Source organism: Bacillus massiliglaciei, from assembly GCF_900098925.1.
In the GTDB taxonomy this organism is placed as follows: Bacteria; Bacillota; Bacilli; order Bacillales; family DSM-1321; genus Peribacillus; species Peribacillus massiliglaciei.
Genome location: NZ_LT622357.1, coordinates 271,262 through 291,778, shown reverse-complemented (window position 1 = coordinate 291,778; position 20,517 = coordinate 271,262). Strand labels below are relative to the sequence as shown.

The 20,517-nt window shown below is 43.7% G+C and carries 20 protein-coding genes, 1 tRNA gene and 1 riboswitch; of the genes, 12 read left to right on the top strand and 9 right to left on the bottom strand.

All coding sequences use genetic code 11. The features are described from left to right. Positions 1-1,160: 1,160 nt before the first annotated feature. From BQ4305_RS07110 to racE, 5 genes are all read left to right on the top strand, one after another. A complete protein-coding gene (locus BQ4305_RS07110) occupies positions 1,161-5,075 on the top strand; it encodes a 5'-nucleotidase C-terminal domain-containing protein (protein WP_234396896.1) in 3,915 nt (1,304 codons plus the stop codon). Positions 5,076-5,232: 157 nt separating this feature from the next. Next, a complete protein-coding gene (locus tag BQ4305_RS07100) occupies positions 5,233-5,727 on the top strand; it encodes an acyl-CoA thioesterase (RefSeq protein WP_110927146.1) in 495 nt (164 codons plus the stop codon). A gap of 98 nt (positions 5,728-5,825) precedes the next feature. Then, a complete protein-coding gene (locus BQ4305_RS07095; protein ID WP_028392149.1) occupies positions 5,826-6,050 on the top strand; it encodes a helix-turn-helix domain-containing protein in 225 nt (74 codons plus the stop codon). 227 nt (positions 6,051-6,277) lie between these two features. Beyond that, positions 6,278-6,715, top strand: coding sequence for a MarR family winged helix-turn-helix transcriptional regulator (locus BQ4305_RS07090; protein ID WP_110927145.1), 438 nt, complete (start codon positions 6,278-6,280; stop codon positions 6,713-6,715). 10 nt (positions 6,716-6,725) lie between these two features. Next, a complete protein-coding gene (racE, locus tag BQ4305_RS07085) occupies positions 6,726-7,529 on the top strand; it encodes a glutamate racemase (RefSeq protein WP_110927144.1) in 804 nt (267 codons plus the stop codon). 151 nt (positions 7,530-7,680) lie between these two features. Here the strand turns inward: racE and BQ4305_RS07080 are convergent, their stop codons facing one another. Then, positions 7,681-9,039, bottom strand: coding sequence for an IS1182 family transposase (locus BQ4305_RS07080; protein WP_110927143.1), 1,359 nt, complete (start codon positions 9,037-9,039; stop codon positions 7,681-7,683). 349 nt (positions 9,040-9,388) lie between these two features. Here BQ4305_RS07080 and BQ4305_RS07075 point away from each other — a divergent pair, with 349 nt between their 5' ends. Beyond that, on the top strand, positions 9,389-10,465 hold the full coding sequence (locus BQ4305_RS07075) for a GerMN domain-containing protein (protein ID WP_110927361.1): 1,077 nt from the start codon (positions 9,389-9,391) through the stop codon (positions 10,463-10,465). Between the two features lie 167 nt (positions 10,466-10,632). Here BQ4305_RS07075 and BQ4305_RS07070 read toward each other — a convergent pair whose 3' ends face one another. Genes BQ4305_RS07070 through BQ4305_RS07050 form a run of 5 tightly spaced genes read right to left on the bottom strand, consistent with a single transcriptional unit; the run spans position 10,633 to position 14,328 of the window. After that, positions 10,633-11,646 (bottom strand): ThiF family adenylyltransferase, encoded by a 1,014-nt coding sequence (locus tag BQ4305_RS07070; protein ID WP_110927142.1) that lies wholly within the window; start codon positions 11,644-11,646, stop codon positions 10,633-10,635. Next, positions 11,643-12,410, bottom strand: coding sequence for a thiazole synthase (locus tag BQ4305_RS07065; protein WP_110927141.1), 768 nt, complete (start codon positions 12,408-12,410; stop codon positions 11,643-11,645). The genes BQ4305_RS07070 and BQ4305_RS07065 overlap by 4 nt, the downstream gene beginning before the upstream one ends. Positions 12,411-12,413: 3 nt before the next feature. After that, positions 12,414-12,617, bottom strand: coding sequence for a sulfur carrier protein ThiS (gene thiS / locus BQ4305_RS07060; RefSeq protein ID WP_110927140.1), 204 nt, complete (start codon positions 12,615-12,617; stop codon positions 12,414-12,416). An 8-nt stretch (positions 12,618-12,625) separates the two neighbouring features. Continuing rightward, positions 12,626-13,744, bottom strand: coding sequence for a glycine oxidase ThiO (gene thiO / locus BQ4305_RS07055; protein WP_110927139.1), 1,119 nt, complete (start codon positions 13,742-13,744; stop codon positions 12,626-12,628). Then, a complete protein-coding gene (locus BQ4305_RS07050) occupies positions 13,741-14,328 on the bottom strand; it encodes a thiamine phosphate synthase (RefSeq protein ID WP_110927138.1) in 588 nt (195 codons plus the stop codon). Before BQ4305_RS07050 ends, thiO begins: the two co-directional genes overlap by 4 nt. Positions 14,329-14,441: 113 nt before the next feature. After that, positions 14,442-14,552, bottom strand: a riboswitch (TPP riboswitch). 160 nt (positions 14,553-14,712) lie between these two features. On the opposite strand from BQ4305_RS07050, the gene BQ4305_RS07045 reads away from it, so the two are divergent. The 6 genes from BQ4305_RS07045 (at position 14,713) to BQ4305_RS21365 (ending at position 17,877) form a co-directional block, all read left to right on the top strand. Continuing rightward, positions 14,713-15,327 (top strand): XTP/dITP diphosphatase, encoded by a 615-nt coding sequence (locus tag BQ4305_RS07045; RefSeq protein WP_110927137.1) that lies wholly within the window; start codon positions 14,713-14,715, stop codon positions 15,325-15,327. Then, positions 15,327-15,839, top strand: a complete 513-nt coding sequence (locus BQ4305_RS07040) for a metallophosphoesterase family protein (protein WP_110927136.1) — start codon at positions 15,327-15,329, stop codon at positions 15,837-15,839. The genes BQ4305_RS07045 and BQ4305_RS07040 overlap by 1 nt, the downstream gene beginning before the upstream one ends. 162 nt (positions 15,840-16,001) lie before the next feature. Next, positions 16,002-16,075: transfer RNA gene (locus tag BQ4305_RS07035), tRNA-Arg, on the top strand. A gap of 603 nt (positions 16,076-16,678) precedes the next feature. Beyond that, positions 16,679-16,870: a hypothetical protein gene (locus BQ4305_RS07030; RefSeq protein WP_110927135.1), complete on the top strand. Its 192-nt coding sequence runs from the start codon at positions 16,679-16,681 to the stop codon at positions 16,868-16,870. Positions 16,871-17,033: 163 nt separating this feature from the next. Further along, positions 17,034-17,612 carry a DUF6944 family repetitive protein gene (locus BQ4305_RS07025; RefSeq protein WP_110927134.1) on the top strand — a complete coding sequence of 193 codons (579 nt, stop codon included), beginning with the start codon at positions 17,034-17,036 and terminating at the stop codon, positions 17,610-17,612. 91 nt (positions 17,613-17,703) lie between these two features. Further along, entirely contained in the window at positions 17,704-17,877 is a 174-nt protein-coding gene (locus tag BQ4305_RS21365) for a hypothetical protein (protein ID WP_199880602.1), read from the top strand. 124 nt (positions 17,878-18,001) lie between these two features. On the opposite strand, the gene BQ4305_RS07020 is transcribed toward BQ4305_RS21365, so the two are convergent. The 3 genes from BQ4305_RS07020 to BQ4305_RS07010 all read right to left on the bottom strand — a co-directional run bounded on the left by BQ4305_RS07020 (position 18,002) and on the right by BQ4305_RS07010 (position 20,512). Continuing rightward, positions 18,002-18,943 carry an IS3 family transposase gene (locus BQ4305_RS07020; RefSeq protein WP_110927133.1) on the bottom strand — a complete coding sequence of 314 codons (942 nt, stop codon included), beginning with the start codon at positions 18,941-18,943 and terminating at the stop codon, positions 18,002-18,004. A gap of 137 nt (positions 18,944-19,080) precedes the next feature. Continuing rightward, positions 19,081-19,389 (bottom strand): helix-turn-helix domain-containing protein, encoded by a 309-nt coding sequence (locus BQ4305_RS07015; RefSeq protein WP_110927132.1) that lies wholly within the window; start codon positions 19,387-19,389, stop codon positions 19,081-19,083. Positions 19,390-19,471: 82 nt separating this feature from the next. Next, positions 19,472-20,512 carry an AbrB family transcriptional regulator gene (locus tag BQ4305_RS07010; RefSeq protein WP_110927360.1) on the bottom strand — a complete coding sequence of 347 codons (1,041 nt, stop codon included), beginning with the start codon at positions 20,510-20,512 and terminating at the stop codon, positions 19,472-19,474. Positions 20,513-20,517 lie beyond the last annotated feature (5 nt).

Here is a 20,517-nt window from a genome sequence, read left to right as displayed (position 1 = left end):
TTCAATCGTAATACCTTACATTGATTTTGTTCTTCAAACTTCTCCAACTTTTGTACAATAGTTTCACTACCTATATCGGTAAATAAGTCTTCTCTATCATAATGAGGAAAGATACTTAAATTAACAATCTGAAGAGAGGTAAAGTCGGTTAGATGTACTATGTACTTTGTTTAAATCTGATGTGAAAAGTGTGCAATCTGTATATTTTCACCTAGGAATTGAACCAGCACTGACACCTGCAATCACAAAATTTTCTTTAACCATTTTTTTAGAATTTCATCAGTACCACTTTTTCTTAAATGATACAGAATCTAAAACGGATTACCACCAGCGATATAAACTACATCGTATTGTTCTAATAAAGTAGGTTCTTCATGCTCAATATCCAAGAAGCCTACTTCTATAAATCCCATTCCATGAAAATCGTTTTTTTCTTTTAGTTGTACAGAAGCCGTAGTGATGATACATACTGTCACCTCAGATGTGTTTTTTTATTTCTTCTGTTAAAAAGCCGCACGAGTTAGAAATAAATTAGCCATATTTTTTTTCTCCTATTTTTATTTTTCTATAATTAATAAAGGTGATAGGCGATTTGTTCATTCACATATCATGTATTTTTCACACAAACTCGTACTAATAAATACTCTTGAAAATTCGATACTGTTATGTCAAAAAACTTTATTTTGAGGAAGTAATCACGTCATGTAATTATGAAGATATCTTGTGGCTACATCTAAATCGGTCAATCCAATGACTCAATTTAACGTGACAGCCTTTATAATTTTAATATTAGCAATTTTCTTTATGCTCCAGTTTTCGATGTATTAATTCTCCCAATCCTTATTCTTAGAATAAATTATATATGCTTTCCGCGCTACGATCCGCTATATAAAGCTAGGTGTAGTCTATATGTCCTTGATATAGATAATCACACTGATGCTATTGGATTATTTTTAAGATTATATAAAAATTTAACATTAGTACCATTGATTATCAATTGGATATGTAAGATATTTAGGATGTCGAAGTTGTGTGAATATTTTTTTTATTAAACGTGCTTTTTCGGCAAAAGAAGGGGGGAATCGGGAGGAATTCATTGGATTTCTGCAGTGTTTCTTACAGTAAACGGGCATTCTATCTAGTAAAGGGGGAAAACGGAAATGAAACAGGCTTTTGTATATAAGCTGGGCTTCTGTCTGTTGGTTTTCAGTTTAGTGTTATCTTCAGCTATCCCATTTTTTCAGCCAGGACGGGCGGATGCAGCTGAAGTGCTGACTGTAGAGCAAGCGATTGCAAAAGGAAGCGGAAGTGCAACGGTGGAAGGATATATTGTGGGGTATACGAAAGCGACAAATTCTTATACATTTGAACCTCCCTTTGGAGGAGATACAAATATAGCGATTGCCGATTCTCCAGATGAACGGTCGGCGGAAAAAATCATGCCGATTCAGCTGCCGTCCTCTTATCGGGACCAATTTGGCCTGATTAAGAAACCGGAAAATTTGGGAAAAAAGATTGAAGTGACGGCCAGTATTGAAGCGTATTTTACAGTGCCCGGTCTAAAAGAGGTGACGGCCATTTCTTATGCGGAAGGCGAGTCTGATCCGGGAGAAGGAGAGGTGCCGAATCCTGCACCTGCCGGGAAAAAGATCTATGAAATCCAAGGGAAATCCCATGCCTCACCATTTGCAGGCCAGACCCTTGCCGGTGTAGAAGGCGTTGTTACCCATGTTGTCGATGCAAACAATTTTTACATGCAGGATCCAGAAGGGGACGGAGACCCGGATACGGCTGATGGCCTCCACGTTTATAAAAAAGCCCATGGTGTAAAAAAAGGCGATTATGTTTCTGTAAACGGAGAAGTGAAGGAATGGGTGCTTGACGGATATGCCGAGAAATTAAAGACGGACCTGGCTATGACAGAAATCAATGCATCTGATGTTTTTAAATTAAAAGAAAATCAGCCGCTGCCGGCACCTGTCAAACTGGGAGAGGACCGCGAGATTCCAACTGAAGTAACGGATAATGACGCCTTTGGCACCTTTGATCCGGAAGAAGACGGAATTGATTTTTATGAAAGCCTGGAAGGCATGCTGATTTCCTTGGACAGCCCGCAGGTTGTGGCTCCTCAGGAATATGGCGAAGTACCAGTCATCGTTGAAAAGGCAGAAGGAAAGGCCTATACGGAATTCGGCACACCTCTATTAACAGAGGAAAATTCCAATCCGGAAAGACTTCACCTCTCCATCAGTGATGACTTTACGGCCAAGGCAGGCGATCAGTTCGATGGAACGGTAACCGGAGTGGTCAGTTACAGCTACAGCAATTTCAAGGTGCTTACCGATAAAGAGACACTCCCGCCGTTATCAGAGCGAGAGAGAACAGAAGACCAAGTAAGCTTTAAGAAGGACGAGGATAAGGTAACGGTTGCTTCTTATAATGTAGAAAACTTTTCAACGAAAACACCGGACGAAAAGGTAACGAGAATTGCAGACTCCTTTGTGACTGATTTAAAAGCACCGGATATTATCGGTTTGATCGAAGTCCAGGATAACAATGGAGAAACGAATGACGGCACGACAGATGCATCCGAAAGCTTCAAAAAACTTGTAGCTAAAATTAAAGAGCTGGGCGGACCAGAGTATGCGTTTACGGATATCGCTCCAGTGAATAACGAGGACGGAGGAGCTCCAGGCGGGAATATCCGTGTCGGCTACCTGTATAATCCTGACCGTGTGAAGCTTGCCGAAGCGCCTAAAGGCTCGGCAACCGAAGGAACAGCTATTCAGGATGGGGATCTTACCTTGAATCCTGGGAGGATTGATCCGCAAAATCCGATTTTTGAGGATACAAGAAAATCGCTGGCAGCTCAATTCACCTTTAATGGAAAAAATATTTTTGTGATCAATAATCATTTGAATTCAAAAGGCGGAGACGAACCGATCTTTGGAAAAAACCAGCCGCCCAATCTAGAAAGTGAAGCAAAGAGAATCAAGCTGGCTGAAAGAATTCATGCATTCGTGAAAGACCTATTGGCTGATGATCCTGCTGCCAATGTAGTCGTTTTGGGCGATCAGAACGATTTCCAATATTCAGCGCCGCTTCAGGCATTGAAAGGCGGAGAGCTGACGAATCTTGTGGAAACGCTGCCTCTTAATGAGCAGTACTCTTACACATATCAAGGGAATGCCCAGACACTTGACCATATGCTTGTTTCTGCTTCATTGGCAGAAAAAGCGCAATTTGATATTGTAAACATCAATTCTCCTTACATGGAGGAGCATGGCCGTGCGAGTGACCATGATCCGCTGATTGCTCAGCTCGATCTTTCACAGGAGCCGGTGAATCAGGAACTTGATTTGACTATCATGCATACGAATGATACCCATGCCCATCTCGACGATATTCCTAGACGCTTTACAGCGGTTGAAGAAATCAGGGAACAGAGCGCAGACAGTCTGCTGCTGGATGCTGGGGATGTCTTTTCCGGAACGCTCTACTTCAATCAATATTTAGGACAGGCTGATCTGGAGTTTATGAATAAGCTTGGATATGATGCCATGACGTTCGGAAATCACGAATTTGACAGGGATTCTAAAACACTTGCGGCATTCGTGAAAAAAGCAGCATTCCCATTTGTCAGCGCCAATATTGATTTCACAAAGGATCCTGAACTATCCGGCCTTGCCAAAAATGAAATCGGAACTCCCGGAGAAAACGGCCATATTTATCCGGCAAGTATTCGCGAGGTCGGCGGCCAGCAGGTTGGCATTATTGGCCTGACAACGGAAGATACGGAATTCCTGGCAAGTCCGGGAGAGAATATAGTCTTTGAAAATGCAGCAGCCAAAACGAAGGAAACCATTGCGGCCTTGGAGGAAAAAGGGATTAATAAAATCATCGTCCTTTCCCACCTCGGCTATTATGCTGATCAAAAACTTGCGGATGAAGTAGAAGGAATCGATGTCATTGTGGGCGGCCATACCCATACCCTTTTGACAGAACCGGAAATTGCACATCCGGATAGCCAGCCGACTGTGATTGTTCAGGCTGGGGAATATGGTCAATATCTTGGCAAGCTGGATGTTGCCTTTAACCCAGAAGGTATTGTTACAAAGTGGAATGGAGAATTAATTGATGTGACGGCCCAAAATGAAGCGGGTGAATATATATATGCAGAAAATGAATGGGCGAAGGAACGGCTTGCGGAATTAAGCGGTCCTCTGGAAGAAATGAAAAAAGAAGTCGTTGGATCGACATCTGTTACCCTTGACGGGGAACGAAGCAATGTTCGGACAAAAGAAACGAACCTGGGCAATCTGGTTACAGATGCGATGCTTGCTAAGGCAAAGCAAAGTGTAAATGCGACCATTGCGATGCAAAACGGCGGAGGGATCCGGGCATCTATTGATGAAGGGGATATCACCCTTGGAGAGGTGCTGACGGCCCTGCCATTCGGGAATACGCTTGTGACGGTTGATTTGACAGGCGAACAAGTCCTTGCCGCCTTGGAGCACAGTGTCTCAAAAGTAGAAGAAGAGGCCGGCCAATTCATGCAGGTATCTGGTGTTCACTTCAAATATGATCCAGCGATGCCTGCAGGAGAAAGGGTGTTTGATGTACAGGTAGAAGAAGAATCCAATATGACGGATCTTGATTTAACGAAGACGTATACGGTTGCCACTAATGCTTTTGTTGCCGATGGCGGCGATGGATATACGATGTTTAAAGAGGCAAAAGATGCCGGGGAAATTCATGAATTATTATATGTCGACTATGATGTGTTTACTGAATATTTGGCTGCTAACAGCCCTGTTTCTCCTAAGGCAGAAGGCCGAATCCAAACAGGAACGAAGTCAGATGAGGAAGAAGAGCCAGGTGTACCAGGCAAGCCGGATAAGCCGGGGAAACCAGAGAAGCCAGGCAAGCCGAATAAGCCAGGGAAACCAGAGAAGCCAGGCAAACCGGATAAACCGGGCAAACCAGAAAAGCCAGGCAAACCGGACAAGCCGGGGAAACCAGAGAAGCCAGGCAAACCGGGCAAACCAGAGAAACCAGGCAAGCCTGCAGCATAGTTAACAAAAGCTGTCGATTTAATGAATCGGCGGCTTTTTTTCTTGTGCGGGAAAAGGTCTATGCTTGAATTTTGAAAAAAATCTTTTCAATTCATCATTTTTTATTTAAAATGAATGAATAGTCATTCAATAATTATAAGAGAACGGAGGGTCCAAAGTGAGCAAAATTTCATATATAAAAAATATTGACGAATGGAGCCAGGAGTTTACATTTAAACATCCGGTTAAAGTGCGTTTTTCCGAGACGGATATGTTCGGACATTTAAATAATACCGTTCCTTTTGCATACTTTGAAGAAGCGAGAATCGAATTTTTTAAAAACCTGGGGTTTATGCAGGACTGGCTGAAGATGGGAAGCGATTTGATCCCGGTGGTGGCTGATTTGCAATGCGATTATCTTCAGCAGGTCTTTTTTAATGATGAACTGTCTATTTATGTAAAAGCCAACAGTGTCGGCACCTCCTCGGTCGATGTGCATTACATGGGAGTCCGGGGTATGAAGGATGTATGTTTTACGGGCAGGGGAACCATTGTCCAAATCTCGAAATCAGCGGGAAAATCTGTACCATGGACCGAAGAGGAAAAAGCATTAATGAAAAAGCCGGAGACAGATGCAAAAAAAGCGGAAGAAAAGTTTCAATTGGACAAGTGAAAGAGTCACTCTCTTTCCCTTCTTGTCATACTATATGATGACTAAATAGATACCCACTCCGGGTTTTATGCTGGTGAAGGCAAGGAGGGTAACATTAATTGAAGGAGAACGAATTCACTCATAAGCCACTACTCACCAAAAGAGAAAAGGAAGTATTTGAGTTACTAGTACAGGACAAAACAACAAAAGAAATCGCTGGTGAATTGTTTATTAGCGAAAAAACAGTTCGAAACCATATTTCGAATGCTATGCAAAAGCTTGGAGTCAAAGGGCGTTCGCAAGCAGTCATAGAACTCCTTCGTATGGGGGAACTTAAGCTTTAACCGGTTTTGGCCGTATTATTTATACCTAAGACAGAAAGAATATAGAAAGTCACTGTAAACAGCACGGACGGATCTGGCGGGATGTTTCCCCGTCTTCCAGGTGTGCTGTTTTTTTGTTTGTAACGGGAATATTATCGAGATTTAATCGTGCAATTGTTGATATTTATTTCACTTTATTACACAATAATAGTAAGATAGTTTTCATGAACTGATGGGGAGCTGTGTGAATGGAAGAAAAAGCAGAATATGTGGCTGGAATTGAAAAAGAGCTTCGATATGTCTCCGCGCTGATTAAGCAAAAAGGAAGGGAAATCCTTCATGATTATAATATTACCCCGCCGCAGTTCATTGCTCTGCAATGGCTGTTTGAAGCAGGAGACATGACGATCGGCGAGCTGTCGACGAAAATGTTCCTGGCCTTCAGCACCACGACGGACTTGATTGACCGGATGGAAAAAACGGAGCTGGTACAGCGCGTCAAGGATCCGAAGGACCGCAGAGTTGTAAGAATTCATCTGCTGCCAGAAGGGGAAAGGATTATTGCTGATGTTATTAAGAAGCGTCAGGAGTATCTGAGTGACATCCTGCAGTCCTTTAGTGAGGACGAAATTTCTGCCTTTAAGGCGAACCTGGCAAAACTGCATCTTGAAATGAAAGAAGAATGAGGCGAGTTTTTTGAAACGACCAATTGGAGTTATTGATTCTGGAGTTGGCGGTCTGACAGTCGTCAAGGAAATGTTCCGTCAGCTTCCGAATGAGAATATTGTGTACCTTGGAGATACAGCCAGGTGCCCGTACGGTCCAAGACCGGAAGAAGATGTGAAAGAATTCACGTGGCAAATGACACGTTTCTTATTAAAGCATTATGATATCAAAATGCTGGTCATTGCCTGCAATACGGCAACGGCGGCTGCCCTTGAAGAGATAAAGGCCGAGCTTTCGATCCCGGTCCTGGGAGTTATTAATCCGGGAGCGAGAGCAGCACTTAAGGCGTCAAAGAATCTGCAAATTGGCATTATCGGAACGGCCGGCACTGTAAAAAGTGAAGCGTACAATGAAGCACTGGCTTCGATCAATTCAGAAGTCGAAGTCAAAAGTTTGGCATGTCCAAAATTCGTGCCAATCGTAGAAAGTGGCGAGTTCGAAGGAGATATCGTCGAAAAAGTAGTCGCAGAGACGCTTGTTCCATTAAAGAATACAGAAATCGATACATTGATCCTTGGCTGCACTCATTATCCGCTCTTAGGGCCGGTGATTTCCCGCTATATGGGGAATTCCGTCCAAGTAATCTCCTCGGGTGAGGAAACAGCCAGGGAGGCAAGCGTCATCCTTGAGCATGATAAATTAATGAACTTAAGTAAAAAGAAACCCCACCATCATTTTCTGACGACAGGATCGAAGGGGATGTTCCGAAGCATTGCGACCCAATGGCTTGGGACTAAAGTGAAAATGGTAGATACCGTTAAACTGATGAAGTAACGAAACAGGCAGCCCTCATTTTATGGGGGCTTCAGATTGTCGACAAAAGGCCTTCAGAATGGTTTCATTCTGAAGGCCTTTTGTCTTTTTGAGATTTTCTTAGGTATTTTATGGTCTGATTGTAAGCAAAATGCTCTTCGAGTATTCTATTTTAGACCATAGCCGAAGCTTGCCATGTCCAATTGGCAAGCTTCTTTAAATTCATAGCAGCAAAAGTAAGCATCGCCTGCATGGACAATTTTTTAATCCCTCGAAGGGTTGTCCATCGCATACCATGCTTTTCTTTCGCATCCGCAAAGACACGTTCAATCGTTTCTTTGCGTCTTGCATATATTTGTTTGATATCGTTTTGATGACGAAGATGATCTGCTTCCTCCACATACTGCGCCCAAATATGACGTTCAATTATTTGTCTGTGCTCCTTACTATTTGTACATTGAGCGAGTAAAGGACAATTGGCACATTGAACTGGGTTCGACTTGTATTGGCGTTTGCCTTCTTTGGTGGTAGTTGAATATTTTAGAACCTGTCCTTCCGGACATAGGTAGCAATCATAGTACTCGTCATATACATAATCGTGCTTGCGTAAAAACCCATCTTTCGTTTTGGGTCTTGTATAAGGAAGTACTGGTTGAATCTCATGTTCAAATAAGAATTTAGTAATCGCAGGAGTTTTATAAGCAGCATCGGCAGCAACAGCAAGTGGCTTCTTCACTTTTTCCATAACCTTTTCAACAAGTGGCTGAAGCATATGACTATCATGAACATTTCCAGGTGTCACAACCGCCCCAAGTATAAACCCATACCGGTCCGCAGCCGCATGGAATGAATAAGCAAACTGTTTCGTTCTTTCATCTTTTACATAATAGCCACTTTCAGGATCTGTTGTACTCTCTTTAATCTCCTTAACTTCTTCTTTTTCAAATTTATCTGATGGGAATGGTTTCTTCCCATGATCAACTCGATCCTGATTCAATTCTTCTTGAAGTTTAGCTTCATATGCCCGAGTCTCTTTACGAACTATCTTCTTTTCGAATTTACGTTTATTCGCACTTGCTTTAACATGTGTTGAATCGATGAAGACATGGTCAGCACTTAGTAGTCCTTTATCTGCAATTTCTTTAAGAATTCGATAGAAAATCTGTTCGAAGATATCCGTATCTTGGAAACGACGTTCATAATTTTTACCGAAGGTAGAAAAGTGCGGTACTTCTGAATGAAATCCAAACCCTAAAAACCAACGATACGCCATATTTGTTTCAATTTCTCTTATTGTTTGACGCATTGAACGAATTCCAAATACATATTGAACAAATGTCATTTTAATTAATACGACTGGATCAACACTAGGTCGACCTAGTGTTGAATACAGTGATTCAACTAGTGGATAGATGAAAGAAAAATCAATCGCTGATTCAAGCTTTCTGACCAAATGATCCTGTGGTACAAGTTGCTCTATTGTAATCATTTCCATTTGATCACGTTCACTTATTTGATTTTTTGTCATCATATCCATTCACCTCAGACATTTATTTAGAAAGGAGTTGATTGTAGTGCAGGCGGCGACTCCTGCGGGAAAAGCGTGAAGGCCGATACCCCGCAGGAGCAAAGCGACGAGGAGGATTGGGCCACGCCCGCGGAAAGCGTCCGCCGAAACGAAAATCAACTAACACTATTTCAAAAACTATTACTATTATTTTAAAAGAAAAAAGACTGTAGGCAAACTCGAATTTCGAGTTTGTCTACAGTCTGCAGCCCTCATTTTATGGGGGCTTTTTTTTATGAAAAAAGAAAAACTGGTCTAATTCAGCCGGAGGCTCGTATACATGATAGTACAAACTGTGCTGGGAGTGATTTTTATGTCTAACGTAACAAAGGTATCACTGACTGCGGTCATTATTGGATCTTCTCTATGGCTTTCCGGCTGTGGCTTGTTTGGAGGAGACGAAAATAAAAGCCAGATTGATCCTCCGAAAGATGTGTCACTCGTTGAAGATGAACAGGCGCTGGATGAAAAAAGTGAAGAATCAGCAGCAAAGAAAGAAGGCAAAGAAGAGGCATCAGAAGAAACAGTGAAAACAGAACTGTATTTAATTGATAAAAATGGCTATGTCGTCCCGCAAACCTTGGATCTCCCAAAATCAGAAGCCGTTGCGAAGCAAGCTCTCGATTACCTTGTTGAAAATGGACCGGTTTCCAATATCCTGCCGAACGGATTTCGCGCGGTCATCCCGGCGGATACCCAAATCAGTGTGAACATTAAGGATGGGACAGCGGTTGCAGATTTCTCCCCGGAATTTAAAAATTATAAAAAAGAAGATGAACAAAAAATCCTGCAGTCCATCACATGGACATTGACCCAGTTTGATGCGGTTGAAAAAGTCCAGCTCCGGCTTAATGGGGAGGACATGGCTGAGATGCCTGTCGGCGGCACACCAATCAGTGAGAATATGACCCGGACATCTGGGATTAATATCGATACAAGTGATGTAGCGGATATCACGAATACAAAGGCACTGACGGTTTATTTCCTTGGCGGTGAAGAAGGGAATTATTATTATGTGCCCGTTACAAGAAGGGTCAGCCAGACGGATGAAAATAATGTTACGGCAGCGGTTGAAGAATTGGTGAAGGGACCAAGTCACTCCTCCCAGCTTCAGACCGGCTTCATGTCTGATGTGGCCCTGCTGACAGAGCCAGAGGTATCAGAAGGAAAAGTAACGCTGAATTTCAATGAATCGCTTCTCGGCAGCTTTAAAGAAAAGAAAGTGTCCCAAGATGTATTGGATGCTCTTGTGCTGTCTCTGACAGAACAGGAAGGGATTGAAAGTGTAGAAGTGCAGGTAGATGGAAGTGCCAAACTGTTGAACGAAGATGGAAAGAACCTATCTGAGCCAGTTTCAAGGCCTGAAAAAGTGAACACGGGCAGCTATTAAGAAACAAGTGAATCTCAGGCCGCTCAGAGGCCGGGACAACTATAAAACCTCCATTTCTCGCAGAGAAATGGAGGTTTTTTGCGTATGCTGTATGGATTTCCATCTGTGAATGAAGTCTCGTACTCGTGCTGTTCCCCAGTCTATTATCCGGCAGTTTTTAAACTGTCTTAATAATGCTGAAGCAAGCGGCTGTATACGGCCCGTGCCGTTTTTGGTTCATGGGTGCCGTGGATGATGGCACGCCCGTCCTTGAAAAAAACGACCCGATACTCATCAAATTGGCAGGAAATCAAAAACGGATTGACGATGGCCTGCTTCACCTTTGGTTTAAGGCCGGAAGCCAGCCGTTCAAGGGAATAGGAAGCAGAAATACCGGGGCGGAGCTGTACGGCATCCCGGCCGCATAATATTTCCGTCTTCGTTTGATTCTCAAATGAAAGGTACGGGAACGCAGGCTGCTCGCCGCAGGTTGGGCAATGGTGTCTTTTCAAGCGGGAAACATTAATTCTCGCTTTTTCGTCTTTCCAAATATCTGCGGAATGCAGGATAGGCGGCAGCTCCTCCCCAGACAAAATCCGCAGGGCTTGGGCAGCCTGATGGGCCGCAGTCGTTTGGACAATTGGACCGATGACCCCGACTGTATCGCAGGTCATCGTATCGACAGGCAGCTGATCTAACAGGCAATGCAGACAAGGCGTTTTTCCCGGCTGGACTGGAAACGTCAGCCCGTAGCTTGCGACACAGGCGCCAAACAGAAAAGGAATGCCCAGCTTTACAGCGGCATCATTGACAATTAATTTTGTTTCAAAATTATCGACCGCATCTACAATCAAGGTATGCCCCTGAATCAGCTGTTCAATATTGAGGCCGTGCACATCGGTTACGATGCTTTCTACTGCCACATCGGAATTAATCTGTTCAATCCTCGCCTTGGCGGCAGCGGCCTTTGGCCATTTATTTTCGGCATCTGCTTCTGAATACAGCTGCTGCCGATGCAGGTTGCTCCATTCCACATAGTCCCGGTCCACAATCGTAAGCTGACCGACTCCGGCTCTGGCCAGCATTTCTGCGCTGGCCGATCCGAGGGCGCCGGCTCCGATAATGATCACATGTGCCTCCCGAATCTGTTTCTGCGTATCTTTGCCCCAGAATAATTCCTGTCTTGCATACCGGCTGTTCAAGAGGACAACATTCCAGTCGTCGGGCTGCTCGCTGTTGCGTATTCTTTTTCTGCAATCCGTCCAGCTTCGAAACCAAGTCTGCCAGCCTCGACCGCGAGCTTCATCGCTTCCGCCATTTTAACCGGATCCTGTGCAGCAGACACCGCCGTATTCAACAAAACGCCGTCTGCTCCAAGCTCCATCGCAAACGCCGCATCCTTAGGCGAACCAATCCCGGCATCGATAATGACCGGTACCGACGATTGCTCAATAATAAACTTTAGATGCAGGGGGTTGATGATTCCCTTGCCAGAGCCAATCGGCGAAGCCCCAGGCATAATTGCATGCACGCCGAGTTCCTCCAGGCGTTTTGCCAGCACAACATCATCGGACGTATAAGGCAGGACGATAAACCCCTCTTCCAATAACAGTTCCGAAGCCTTCAATGTTTCCACAGGATCAGGCAGCAGGGAGCGGTCATCCCCGATGACTTCTACTTTTACCATGTCACATAATCCGGAAGCCTTCGCCAGTTTGGCGATCCGTACTGCTTCCTCGGCTGTTTTGGCGCCGGCTGTATTCGGGAGCAAGGTATATTTGGACAAATCAAGCTGTTCGAGAAAATTCGGCTGTTCTTCTGAAAATAGATTCATTCTCCTGACCGCAAATGTTAAAATTTCCGCACCAGAAACGTTAACCGCCTTTTTTTGAATATCAAAAGAAGGATATTTGCCTGTTCCTAATAAAAGTCTTGAATGAAATGTACGATCTGCAATTTTTAACATGATTCAACCGCCTCCTACAAAATGGATAATTTCTACTCGATCTCCGTTTGACAGCCCGCTTGCCGGGTATGTTTCTTTCGGAATGATATCCCTGTTCACTTCCACAACGACAATCTTATCTTCCAAGTGATAATGGGACAGCAATTGTTCCACATTATGAATCTCTTCTGGCAAATCAACCTGATTTCCGTTTAATTGAATGACCATCTGTTTTATCACCCTCCGACTTTCATTGGCATGGGGCGCTCAACTTTGAAGGCCTCCAGCCATTCGCTTTTAATCTTCCTGTTTAGGATCAAGTCTCGGACCATCTGGCCTGTTGCCGGTGCCAGCAGGATTCCGTTCCGGTAATGGCCGGACGCAAAAATGATTCCTTCTTCCTCCGGATGGCGGCCGATGAACGGGCGTTGATCAAAGGTTTGCGGCCGTAATCCTGCCCAGACTGAATCAACTTTCATCTCTTCAACCGCCGGATACATTCTTTTCGCTTTCGAAATGAGAGTCTCAATCCCATTCAGGCTGACACCTGTATCCCAGTCGTTCTCGATCATCGTGGCACCGATGACGAGCCTGCCGTTTTTGCGTGGCATGATATAGAAAAAATCATGGAAAAGCGTGTGCTCAAGGCTTCCTTTTTCATCGTTCACGGAAAGGCACTCGCCTTTGACGGGGGATAGCTGATGGGGGAGCCCCAGCTCTTTGAAAAAGGCAGTGCTTTGAATGCCGTTTGCCACGACAACATGATCGGCCGTAACCGAGCCTTGATTGGTATGAACGATATAACGGCTGCCCCGTTTTTGGACTGATTCAACCGCTGTATGCTCAATGAGAGAAGCGCCAAGCTTCATAGCGCTCTCTGCGAATGCCCGGCAGGCCCCAATCGGAAGGACGCTTACATCATCTTTTATGTAGGCTGCCCCTGTCAGATCTGGCGTTACGGCGGGTTCCATTTCCCGGACAGATTTTGGTTCCAGCCACTGAACGGTAGGCTGGGTCAGAAGAGACTGAAGCTTTGCTTTGTCCAATTCTGAATAGGCAAGCTTCAGAATTCCGCCTGTTTTATAGCCGATATCAATCCCGCTGAGCTCGAATAATTCATCCTTCAGCGTGGCGTATGCGGCCTGACTGCTTCTGGCAAAAGGAAAGAAAACATCATAATCCCCTTCGCATTCTGAATGGGAACCAAGCATCCCGGCTGCCGCACTCGTCGTGTTCGCGCCGATCGACCCTTCCTCAAATAAAGCCACATCCAGCTTTTCCTTTGCTAAATAATAGGCGATGGAGCAGCCAATAATTCCTCCGCCTATAATGACAGCTTCACAGTTCTTTTTCATCGTTTCATCGCCTCATATAATTGGATTGTTGAAGCAAGCGGATCTTGGACAGAAAAGATACCCGACATAACGGCGATTCCATCTGCCGTTACCATCGGAATTCGGTCCGCTGTTATCCCGCCAATCGCATAGACGGGAATCGTCAGTTCTTCTTTGATTTTTTTTAACGGGTGCAAGCCATTCGGGGCCTGTCCCTTTTTGCTGTTCGTTTCGAAACAATGCCCATACATGACATAGTCTGCACCATCGATTTCTGCCTGTCGTGCTCCCTCTAAGGAGTGGACGGAGCGCCCGATTCTTAATTGCGGATAACGCTGTTTGATGGTTTTCACTGATTCGCCTGATTCGGGCAGGTGCACAGCGGGAATGCCTGCCGCCCATGCCAAATCTGCCTGGGAATTCAGGATCAGCTTTTCTTTTGGGAATTCACGATCCTCAAGCAACGCCGCTAAAGCAAGAATTTCCTCTTCGGTCTTCGTCTTTTCACGGATTTGGATACAATCAATCCGCTGCTGAATCCGGATGATTTTGTCTGCCAGTTCAGGAACCGAATGAGTATCATCCGTTACAGCCATCAGCTTCATCGTTTCACCTCTTTTACAGAAGAAATCAGTAAGCTTGCAGGGAATGTATCAAATAAAAAACCACTTTCCTCAAGTAGAAAAGTGGTTGGGTGTCGTTTGCGGATACAAAAATATGCAAACCAAATACAGCTTCCCTACGCAGATACTAATCTAATCAGGTTATGAGGGTTTAAAAGTAACTACTTTATTCTCAGCCCTTATCAAGGGATCCCCTAGTGTTCAGGTATTCAATTATTTACAACCCCATTCTATTACAAGGTTCTGAATCTTTCAATAAAAAATTCCTTTTTTTCAATTATCCGCTCAAGTGAAAAGTCCTCCCAGGATATGATAGACTGGATGTAGATAACACCAATACAGAGCGATCAGAAGGAGAGTAATCACGTGAAAACCGTCATCATTGCCACAAAAAATGCCGGTAAGGCAAAAGAATTTGAAAGCCTGTTCGGAAAAAAAGGCTATCAGGTCAAAACCCTGTTAGATGTCGCGGGAGCTCCAGATGTAGAGGAGACCGGCACCACATTTGAAGAAAATGCAATTTTAAAAGCGGAAGCCATTGCCAAAGAAATGAATACATTTGTCATTTCTGATGATTCTGGATTGATTGTGGATGCACTGGATGGAAGGCCTGGCGTCTACTCCGCCCGTTATGCCGGAGAACAGAAGGATGACGCCGCCAATATGGCAAAGCTCCTCAATGAATTGAAGGGAGTTCCAATGGAGAAAAGAACAGCCCGTTTTTACTGTGCTTTGGCACTCGCCTCGCCAAACCAAAAAACCATTACCGTCTCCGGAACGTTTGAAGGATATATTGCCGAAGAACAAGCGGGGGAAAATGGCTTTGGCTACGATCCCGTCTTTTACTCCAAAGAATTCGGAAAAACGGCTGCCGAAATGACAAAGGAAGAGAAGAACCGCGTCAGCCACCGGGCCAATGCCTTGAAAGCACTAGAAGGGAAATTGGATGCATTTCTGGGACAGGAAGAAGGGAATCAGTAATGAAAGTGCTGATCATGAGTGACAGCCATGGACTGACGGAAGAAATCCAACAGATCAAGGCCCGGCATGAAGGAGAAATAGAAGCGGCTATTCACTGCGGAGATTCAGAACTTCCAAAAGATGCACCGGAAATGGACAGCCTGCTTGCTGTCCGGGGAAACTGTGATTATGACGCAGCCTACCCAAATGACCTGACCGAAACAATTGGGGGCAGGCGATTCTTCGTGACACACGGCCATCATTACAATGTCAAAATGACCTTAATGAATCTTGCCTATAAAAGCGAAGAAGCGGAAGCTGATATCGTCTGTTTCGGCCATTCACATGCAGCTGGATCCGAAATGATCGGCAAAAGCCTGTTCATTAATCCAGGCAGCATCCGCCAGCCTAGAGGGCGGATTGAAAAAACCTACGTCATTCTAGAAATCAACGGGGAAGAAGCTAAGGTCACTTTCTTCGATACAGAAGGAAATCCCGTGCAGGCACTAAGCCGCATTTACCAACTGTCTTGAAATAGGGTATAATAACAGCAGGAAGGGCAAACCTTCCTGTTTTACAACCAATTTTCACTTGGAGAAATTATTTTTAAAAAATATGTTGACTTACTTGGTGTAAATACATATAATAAGAAGTGTCCTAAGGAAATCCCTTGAGACATACATAATATTTATCATGTCCCAGTAGCTCAGCTGGATAGAGCAACGCCCTTCTAAGGCGTCGGTCGGGAGTTCGAATCTCTCCTGGGACGTTACAGTGAAAAAGCCTGTTATATTACGGTTATCCGTATTATAGCAGGCTTTTTTGTTTGGTTTAACTGATAAAGTCCAAACATACAATAAAAGCATACTTGAATGTTGCAGCAATGAAATTACTCTGCATCCATGATCTGATCAATGCAATCATAGGGTTTTTTCTGATTCAAGTTAAATTAATAGGTTTGTTCCATTTATCTCTTATAAAATACTCTGTATTTTTTTCGTATAAGGGAATGTTTATATTATTAAGCTTGTTTAAGTTAAATGAAAGGAAAATGGTCCGCTGATATAAAGGGGACCTCTTTGTGGGAGGCTTCTCTTCACGTTATTTTCCATTTTTTGTGTATAATTAATCTTAAAGAATGTATGGAGGAGAGGCAATGCAGCTTACAGAGATTGTCAAGGCACGGGAGGAAAGTAACTAGGTCGGGAGGATAGGGAGTGATGTATCTTCTCGACCTGGTTGCAAAACAACCGTGAAGGAGAAATGTAATATGAAGTATGCGGCAATTATGTGGTATGAATGGCATCAAAGCAAAAAGGGAGAGTATGCGGTCGCCCTTTAGTTTCCGGATCTTTGGAACGCAGGCTTCGGAATGAGCTATACTGCGGGAAGCTCTCGCAAGGACGCGATAGAGGCAGGGAAAGAAATACTTGAAATGGCGAGGGAGGAAGCTGAGGAGAGAGGTATGATTTTACCTGATACGACCCCGCTTCAAAAGATTGATATACGGACAGACGAAGAGTTCTCAGTCTCTCGGGTTATCGTTGAATATGTCGAGATTTAAGTGCAAGAGCTCGGGAATTTTTCCCGGGCTCATTTATGTATAAAGCATATTTATTTTGTCCAAGAACTTTTTCATTTTGTAAAAACAATAATACATTTATAATGATAAACCTTTCCCCCTGACAATGAATAATATGCCTATAACAAATAGCTGGGGGAGTAGGATGGGAAGCCATTTTAAAGAGATTTTTGGTTCGGTTCTGTCGGCAATAGGCACCATTGAGTCAGCTATTGGGAGCACTCCTTTTAAGGGAATCGGGAAAAAGGCCAGCTTTCATTTAAGGCTTCAGGGGAATGTCCTGCAAGCAACGGGGAATGCTTTATCTGTTGATGGTCAGGGAAATATACTTTCATTGGAGTATATTGGGGATGTTACACAAGCTGTAGGAAATTCCACAGTAATCATCGGTTTGCTTATCAAATTTGAAGATCATGTTGATCAAAGATTGATCGTTACGGGTAATTGGCTGCAGGCCCTGGGGAGTTTCGTCGGTTTAACAGATGAGTTTGAAGATAACACGCCTTCTGGACGGTCCTTTAATATAATCGGGGGACTCTTGCAAGGGATTGGGAATTCCATGCAGGCCTTGGGCGGAATGTATCAGCTTGAGGATGAACAGGATGCAGATGCACAATTCATGGGGGTACTCGGCAGCTGGATTCAGGCAGTCGGTTCGGTTCTTTCCTTAATTGGCCAAATAAAAGAAGAAACTCAGGAAATTCAGTTAGGGATAGATGAATAGACTTGAGAGCCAGCTGGAAAAGGCTCCAATCGATAAGAATTCTTCAGCTAAATAAAGAGTATGATAGAATTGTTTGGGAGGGAGTGCCTGAATGAAAGCTTTCCTATATATTGTGCTCGGTGTGGTTATCAGTGAAGCTATATTATTTCTGTTATTACCTGTTATTGGAGAAGATAATGGCCCGTTTTTCATTCTTAGTGTCTTAATCGGCATCGTTTTAGGGCTCCAGCTTTATATTCTCAGTAAAATCAAAAACATAAAATAGTTCTTATTATAAGAATAGTTATTCCTTAAAACAGGATAAAATCTATCGAAAATCCATGCATATAAACAAAAAATCCAATTTCTTGGTGAGAAATGGTAGTGACCCCATAAAGTTAGAGTTTATATTATGCAGCTGGTTGGCTGGTTTGAGTTCGGTACTGCACTGGACTTAAGCCAGCCAATTTTTGCTTAATCCGTATGTGGTTATAATAATCGATGTACTCTGCTATTTTTTTCTTAAGCTCACCATACGATATGAGTTCTTCCCCGTAATACATTTCCTGTTTCAGAATCCCAAAGAAATTCTCCATGGCTGCGTTATCTGCACACGTGGCTTTTCGGGACATACTTTGAAAGATTTTGTTGACCTTTAGTGCCTTCACCCATTTATTATGTTGATACTGCCAGCCTTGGTCTGAATGAATGGTTGTGCGATAGCCAGCTTCATTTTTAACTATATCTATTGCTTGGTTCAATGGGGCTAAAACCAAATCCAGTGTGGGTCTGTTAGAAATCCCGAAAGAGATAATTTCACCGTTATGAAGGTCTACTATCGGACTTAAATACAGTTTTTCATTTCCTGTACATTTAAACTCTGTCACATCTGTTACTAATTTTTGAAGGCGGTAAGGGGCAGTAAACCGACGGTTCAAACGGTTTTTAGCCACTTTCCCCACCTTCCCTCTGTAGGAATTATAGCGGGATTTACATGTGAATTTTCCACATTTTAAGTCTAGCTCCCCCATAATTCGCTGCACTTTTTTATGATTGATGACATGACCGTGTGCCTTTAATTCCGAATGAATCCGGCGGTATCCGTATCGTCCTTTATGTTTTTTAAACAATTCTAGAATGATATCTTTCCATTTTTGATCAGGATCTTCTTTCTTACATTGTTGGATGTGATAATGATACGTAGCTTCAGGAATCCCTACTACTTCAAGGACATCGATTAATCGGAATCCTTCTTCGTGGAGTTCGAATGCCAGCGCTGCCTGTGCTTTTCGAGGAAGGCATCCGGGTTCTCCTGAAAAGCGTTTAGCTTTTTTAAATACGCAACCTCTAATCGAAGCAGCTCATTTTCACGCTCTAACTGTTCTTCACGAGATTCTGTTCCCCGCTTAGATCCATTCAGTTTAGCTTTTTTAGACATAGGAAGCCGTCCTTTCCTTTTTTCTTCGAGGCCTTCTATCCCTTCATCTAATTATTTCCTTCTCCAATTGGCAATTAAAGAAGGGTTATTCAGGTTAAATTCCATCGCTGTATCATAGTAAGAAGCCTCTGTTTGTTTCATAAAGTGTAATACAGTACGTTTGAATTGAACAGAATAAACTTGTTTTCCCCGTTTCCTTTCTATGCCTGCTTCTCCAAATTCTTTATAAGAACGTACCCAGTTTTGTATGGATGTACGATTTGGTATGCCGTATTTTTGGGCTAATTGATGATAGCTTAAACTACCTGATAGATATTCCCTTACGAGTTTTAATTTCGTTTCTTTACTATATTTCACCATAGAAAAACACCCCAGAACTTAGATTTTGAACTCTAACTTCTGGGGTGCAGCACCAATTGGATTTTTTTATTCTATTATTTACCTAAACAATTCCCCGTTTTCGTTCCAGTACTTGTTTTTTGGCTGCAATTTGATAGTAAAACCTTAAGGCCGGCATGACAAGCAGGAAGATAAAGAGCAGCCTGAAGACCTGGAAGACGGAGATGACTGAGACGTCGGCACCGACTGCATCTGCCAGCAATACCATTTGGTCGAGTCCGCCTGGTGCTGTGCTTAAGAAGCTGGTGGCAAAGGAGTATCCTAAAAAGGAGGATACGATAAAGCTAGTGCCATAGGTTAGGAAAATCAGCCCGACAGCACTCATAATCCCTGCCAGTAAATAGCGGTAGGGGAGCTTAATCATATGCGGCTTCAGCAATAGACCGATATGGGCTCCGATTAGCAGCTGGGCCCCGTTCATGACAGGGGATGGCAGCGGTGCTAAGTCAAAGGATGTCAGCTGCAGCCCGATAATCAGCAGGATGGGTGTCAAGAAATAGGCAATGGGCATTTTCAGGCGTTTCGCCATATAGGAACAGCCCCAGGCAGTAAGGATTAATCCGGCTAACCCGAATGTCAAGGGGACATCCACTGGAGGTTTGCTGATGATATGGCCTGATACAATAAACGGAATAAAGACAACAACCAGCAGAAGACGGACAATATGGAAATAGGTAACTGCTGCTAGGTCGACATCTTTTTCTTCTTCTGCAAAAACGACGATTTGCCCTAATCCGCCTGGAATGGTCCCTAATACCATGGATTTCAGCGGTAATTTTGACCATTTGCTTAATCCGAGCGCCAGCACGACGGAGCAGGCGATAAGAATGACGTTTAACAGCAGCATATAGAGTAATAGAATGCCAATGCCCCTGAAAAGGGCGAGGTTGAATTGCTCGCCGATGGCAATTCCGACAATAACCAGTCCGAAATCGCGGAGCTTTGGCGACCATAATAATGTTCCTTTATAGAGGAATTGGGCAATTAAAATGGAAAAAATCGGGCCGAGCATCCACGGAATCGGGATGTGGAGCAGACTAAACATATACCCGCCAATAAGAGAGATCGCCAATACTTTCAACATGTCTC

Bases quoted from the DNA above. Each gene is read 5' to 3' on its own strand.
- BQ4305_RS07110 (WP_234396896.1), top strand. From the start codon at position 1,161: ATGAAACAGGCTTTTGTATATAAGCTGGGCTTCTGTCTGTTGGTTTTC.
- BQ4305_RS07090 (WP_110927145.1), top strand. From the start codon at position 6,278: ATGGAAGAAAAAGCAGAATATGTGGCTGGAATTGAAAAAGAGCTTCGA.
- BQ4305_RS07080 (WP_110927143.1), bottom strand. From the start codon at position 9,039: ATGATGACAAAAAATCAAATAAGTGAACGTGATCAAATGGAAATGATT.
- BQ4305_RS07075 (WP_110927361.1), top strand. From the start codon at position 9,389: ATGTCTAACGTAACAAAGGTATCACTGACTGCGGTCATTATTGGATCT.
- BQ4305_RS07065 (WP_110927141.1), bottom strand. From the start codon at position 12,410: ATGTTAAAAATTGCAGATCGTACATTTCATTCAAGACTTTTATTAGGA.
- thiS (WP_110927140.1), bottom strand. From the start codon at position 12,617: ATGGTCATTCAATTAAACGGAAATCAGGTTGATTTGCCAGAAGAGATT.
- thiO (WP_110927139.1), bottom strand. From the start codon at position 13,744: ATGAAAAAGAACTGTGAAGCTGTCATTATAGGCGGAGGAATTATTGGC.
- BQ4305_RS07050 (WP_110927138.1), bottom strand. From the start codon at position 14,328: ATGAAGCTGATGGCTGTAACGGATGATACTCATTCGGTTCCTGAACTG.
- BQ4305_RS07040 (WP_110927136.1), top strand. From the start codon at position 15,327: ATGAAAGTGCTGATCATGAGTGACAGCCATGGACTGACGGAAGAAATC.
- BQ4305_RS07030 (WP_110927135.1), top strand. From the start codon at position 16,679: ATGAGCTATACTGCGGGAAGCTCTCGCAAGGACGCGATAGAGGCAGGG.
- BQ4305_RS07025 (WP_110927134.1), top strand. From the start codon at position 17,034: ATGGGAAGCCATTTTAAAGAGATTTTTGGTTCGGTTCTGTCGGCAATA.
- BQ4305_RS21365 (WP_199880602.1), top strand. From the start codon at position 17,704: ATGAAAGCTTTCCTATATATTGTGCTCGGTGTGGTTATCAGTGAAGCT.
- BQ4305_RS07015 (WP_110927132.1), bottom strand. From the start codon at position 19,389: ATGGTGAAATATAGTAAAGAAACGAAATTAAAACTCGTAAGGGAATAT.
- BQ4305_RS07010 (WP_110927360.1), bottom strand. From the start codon at position 20,512: ATGTTGAAAGTATTGGCGATCTCTCTTATTGGCGGGTATATGTTTAGT.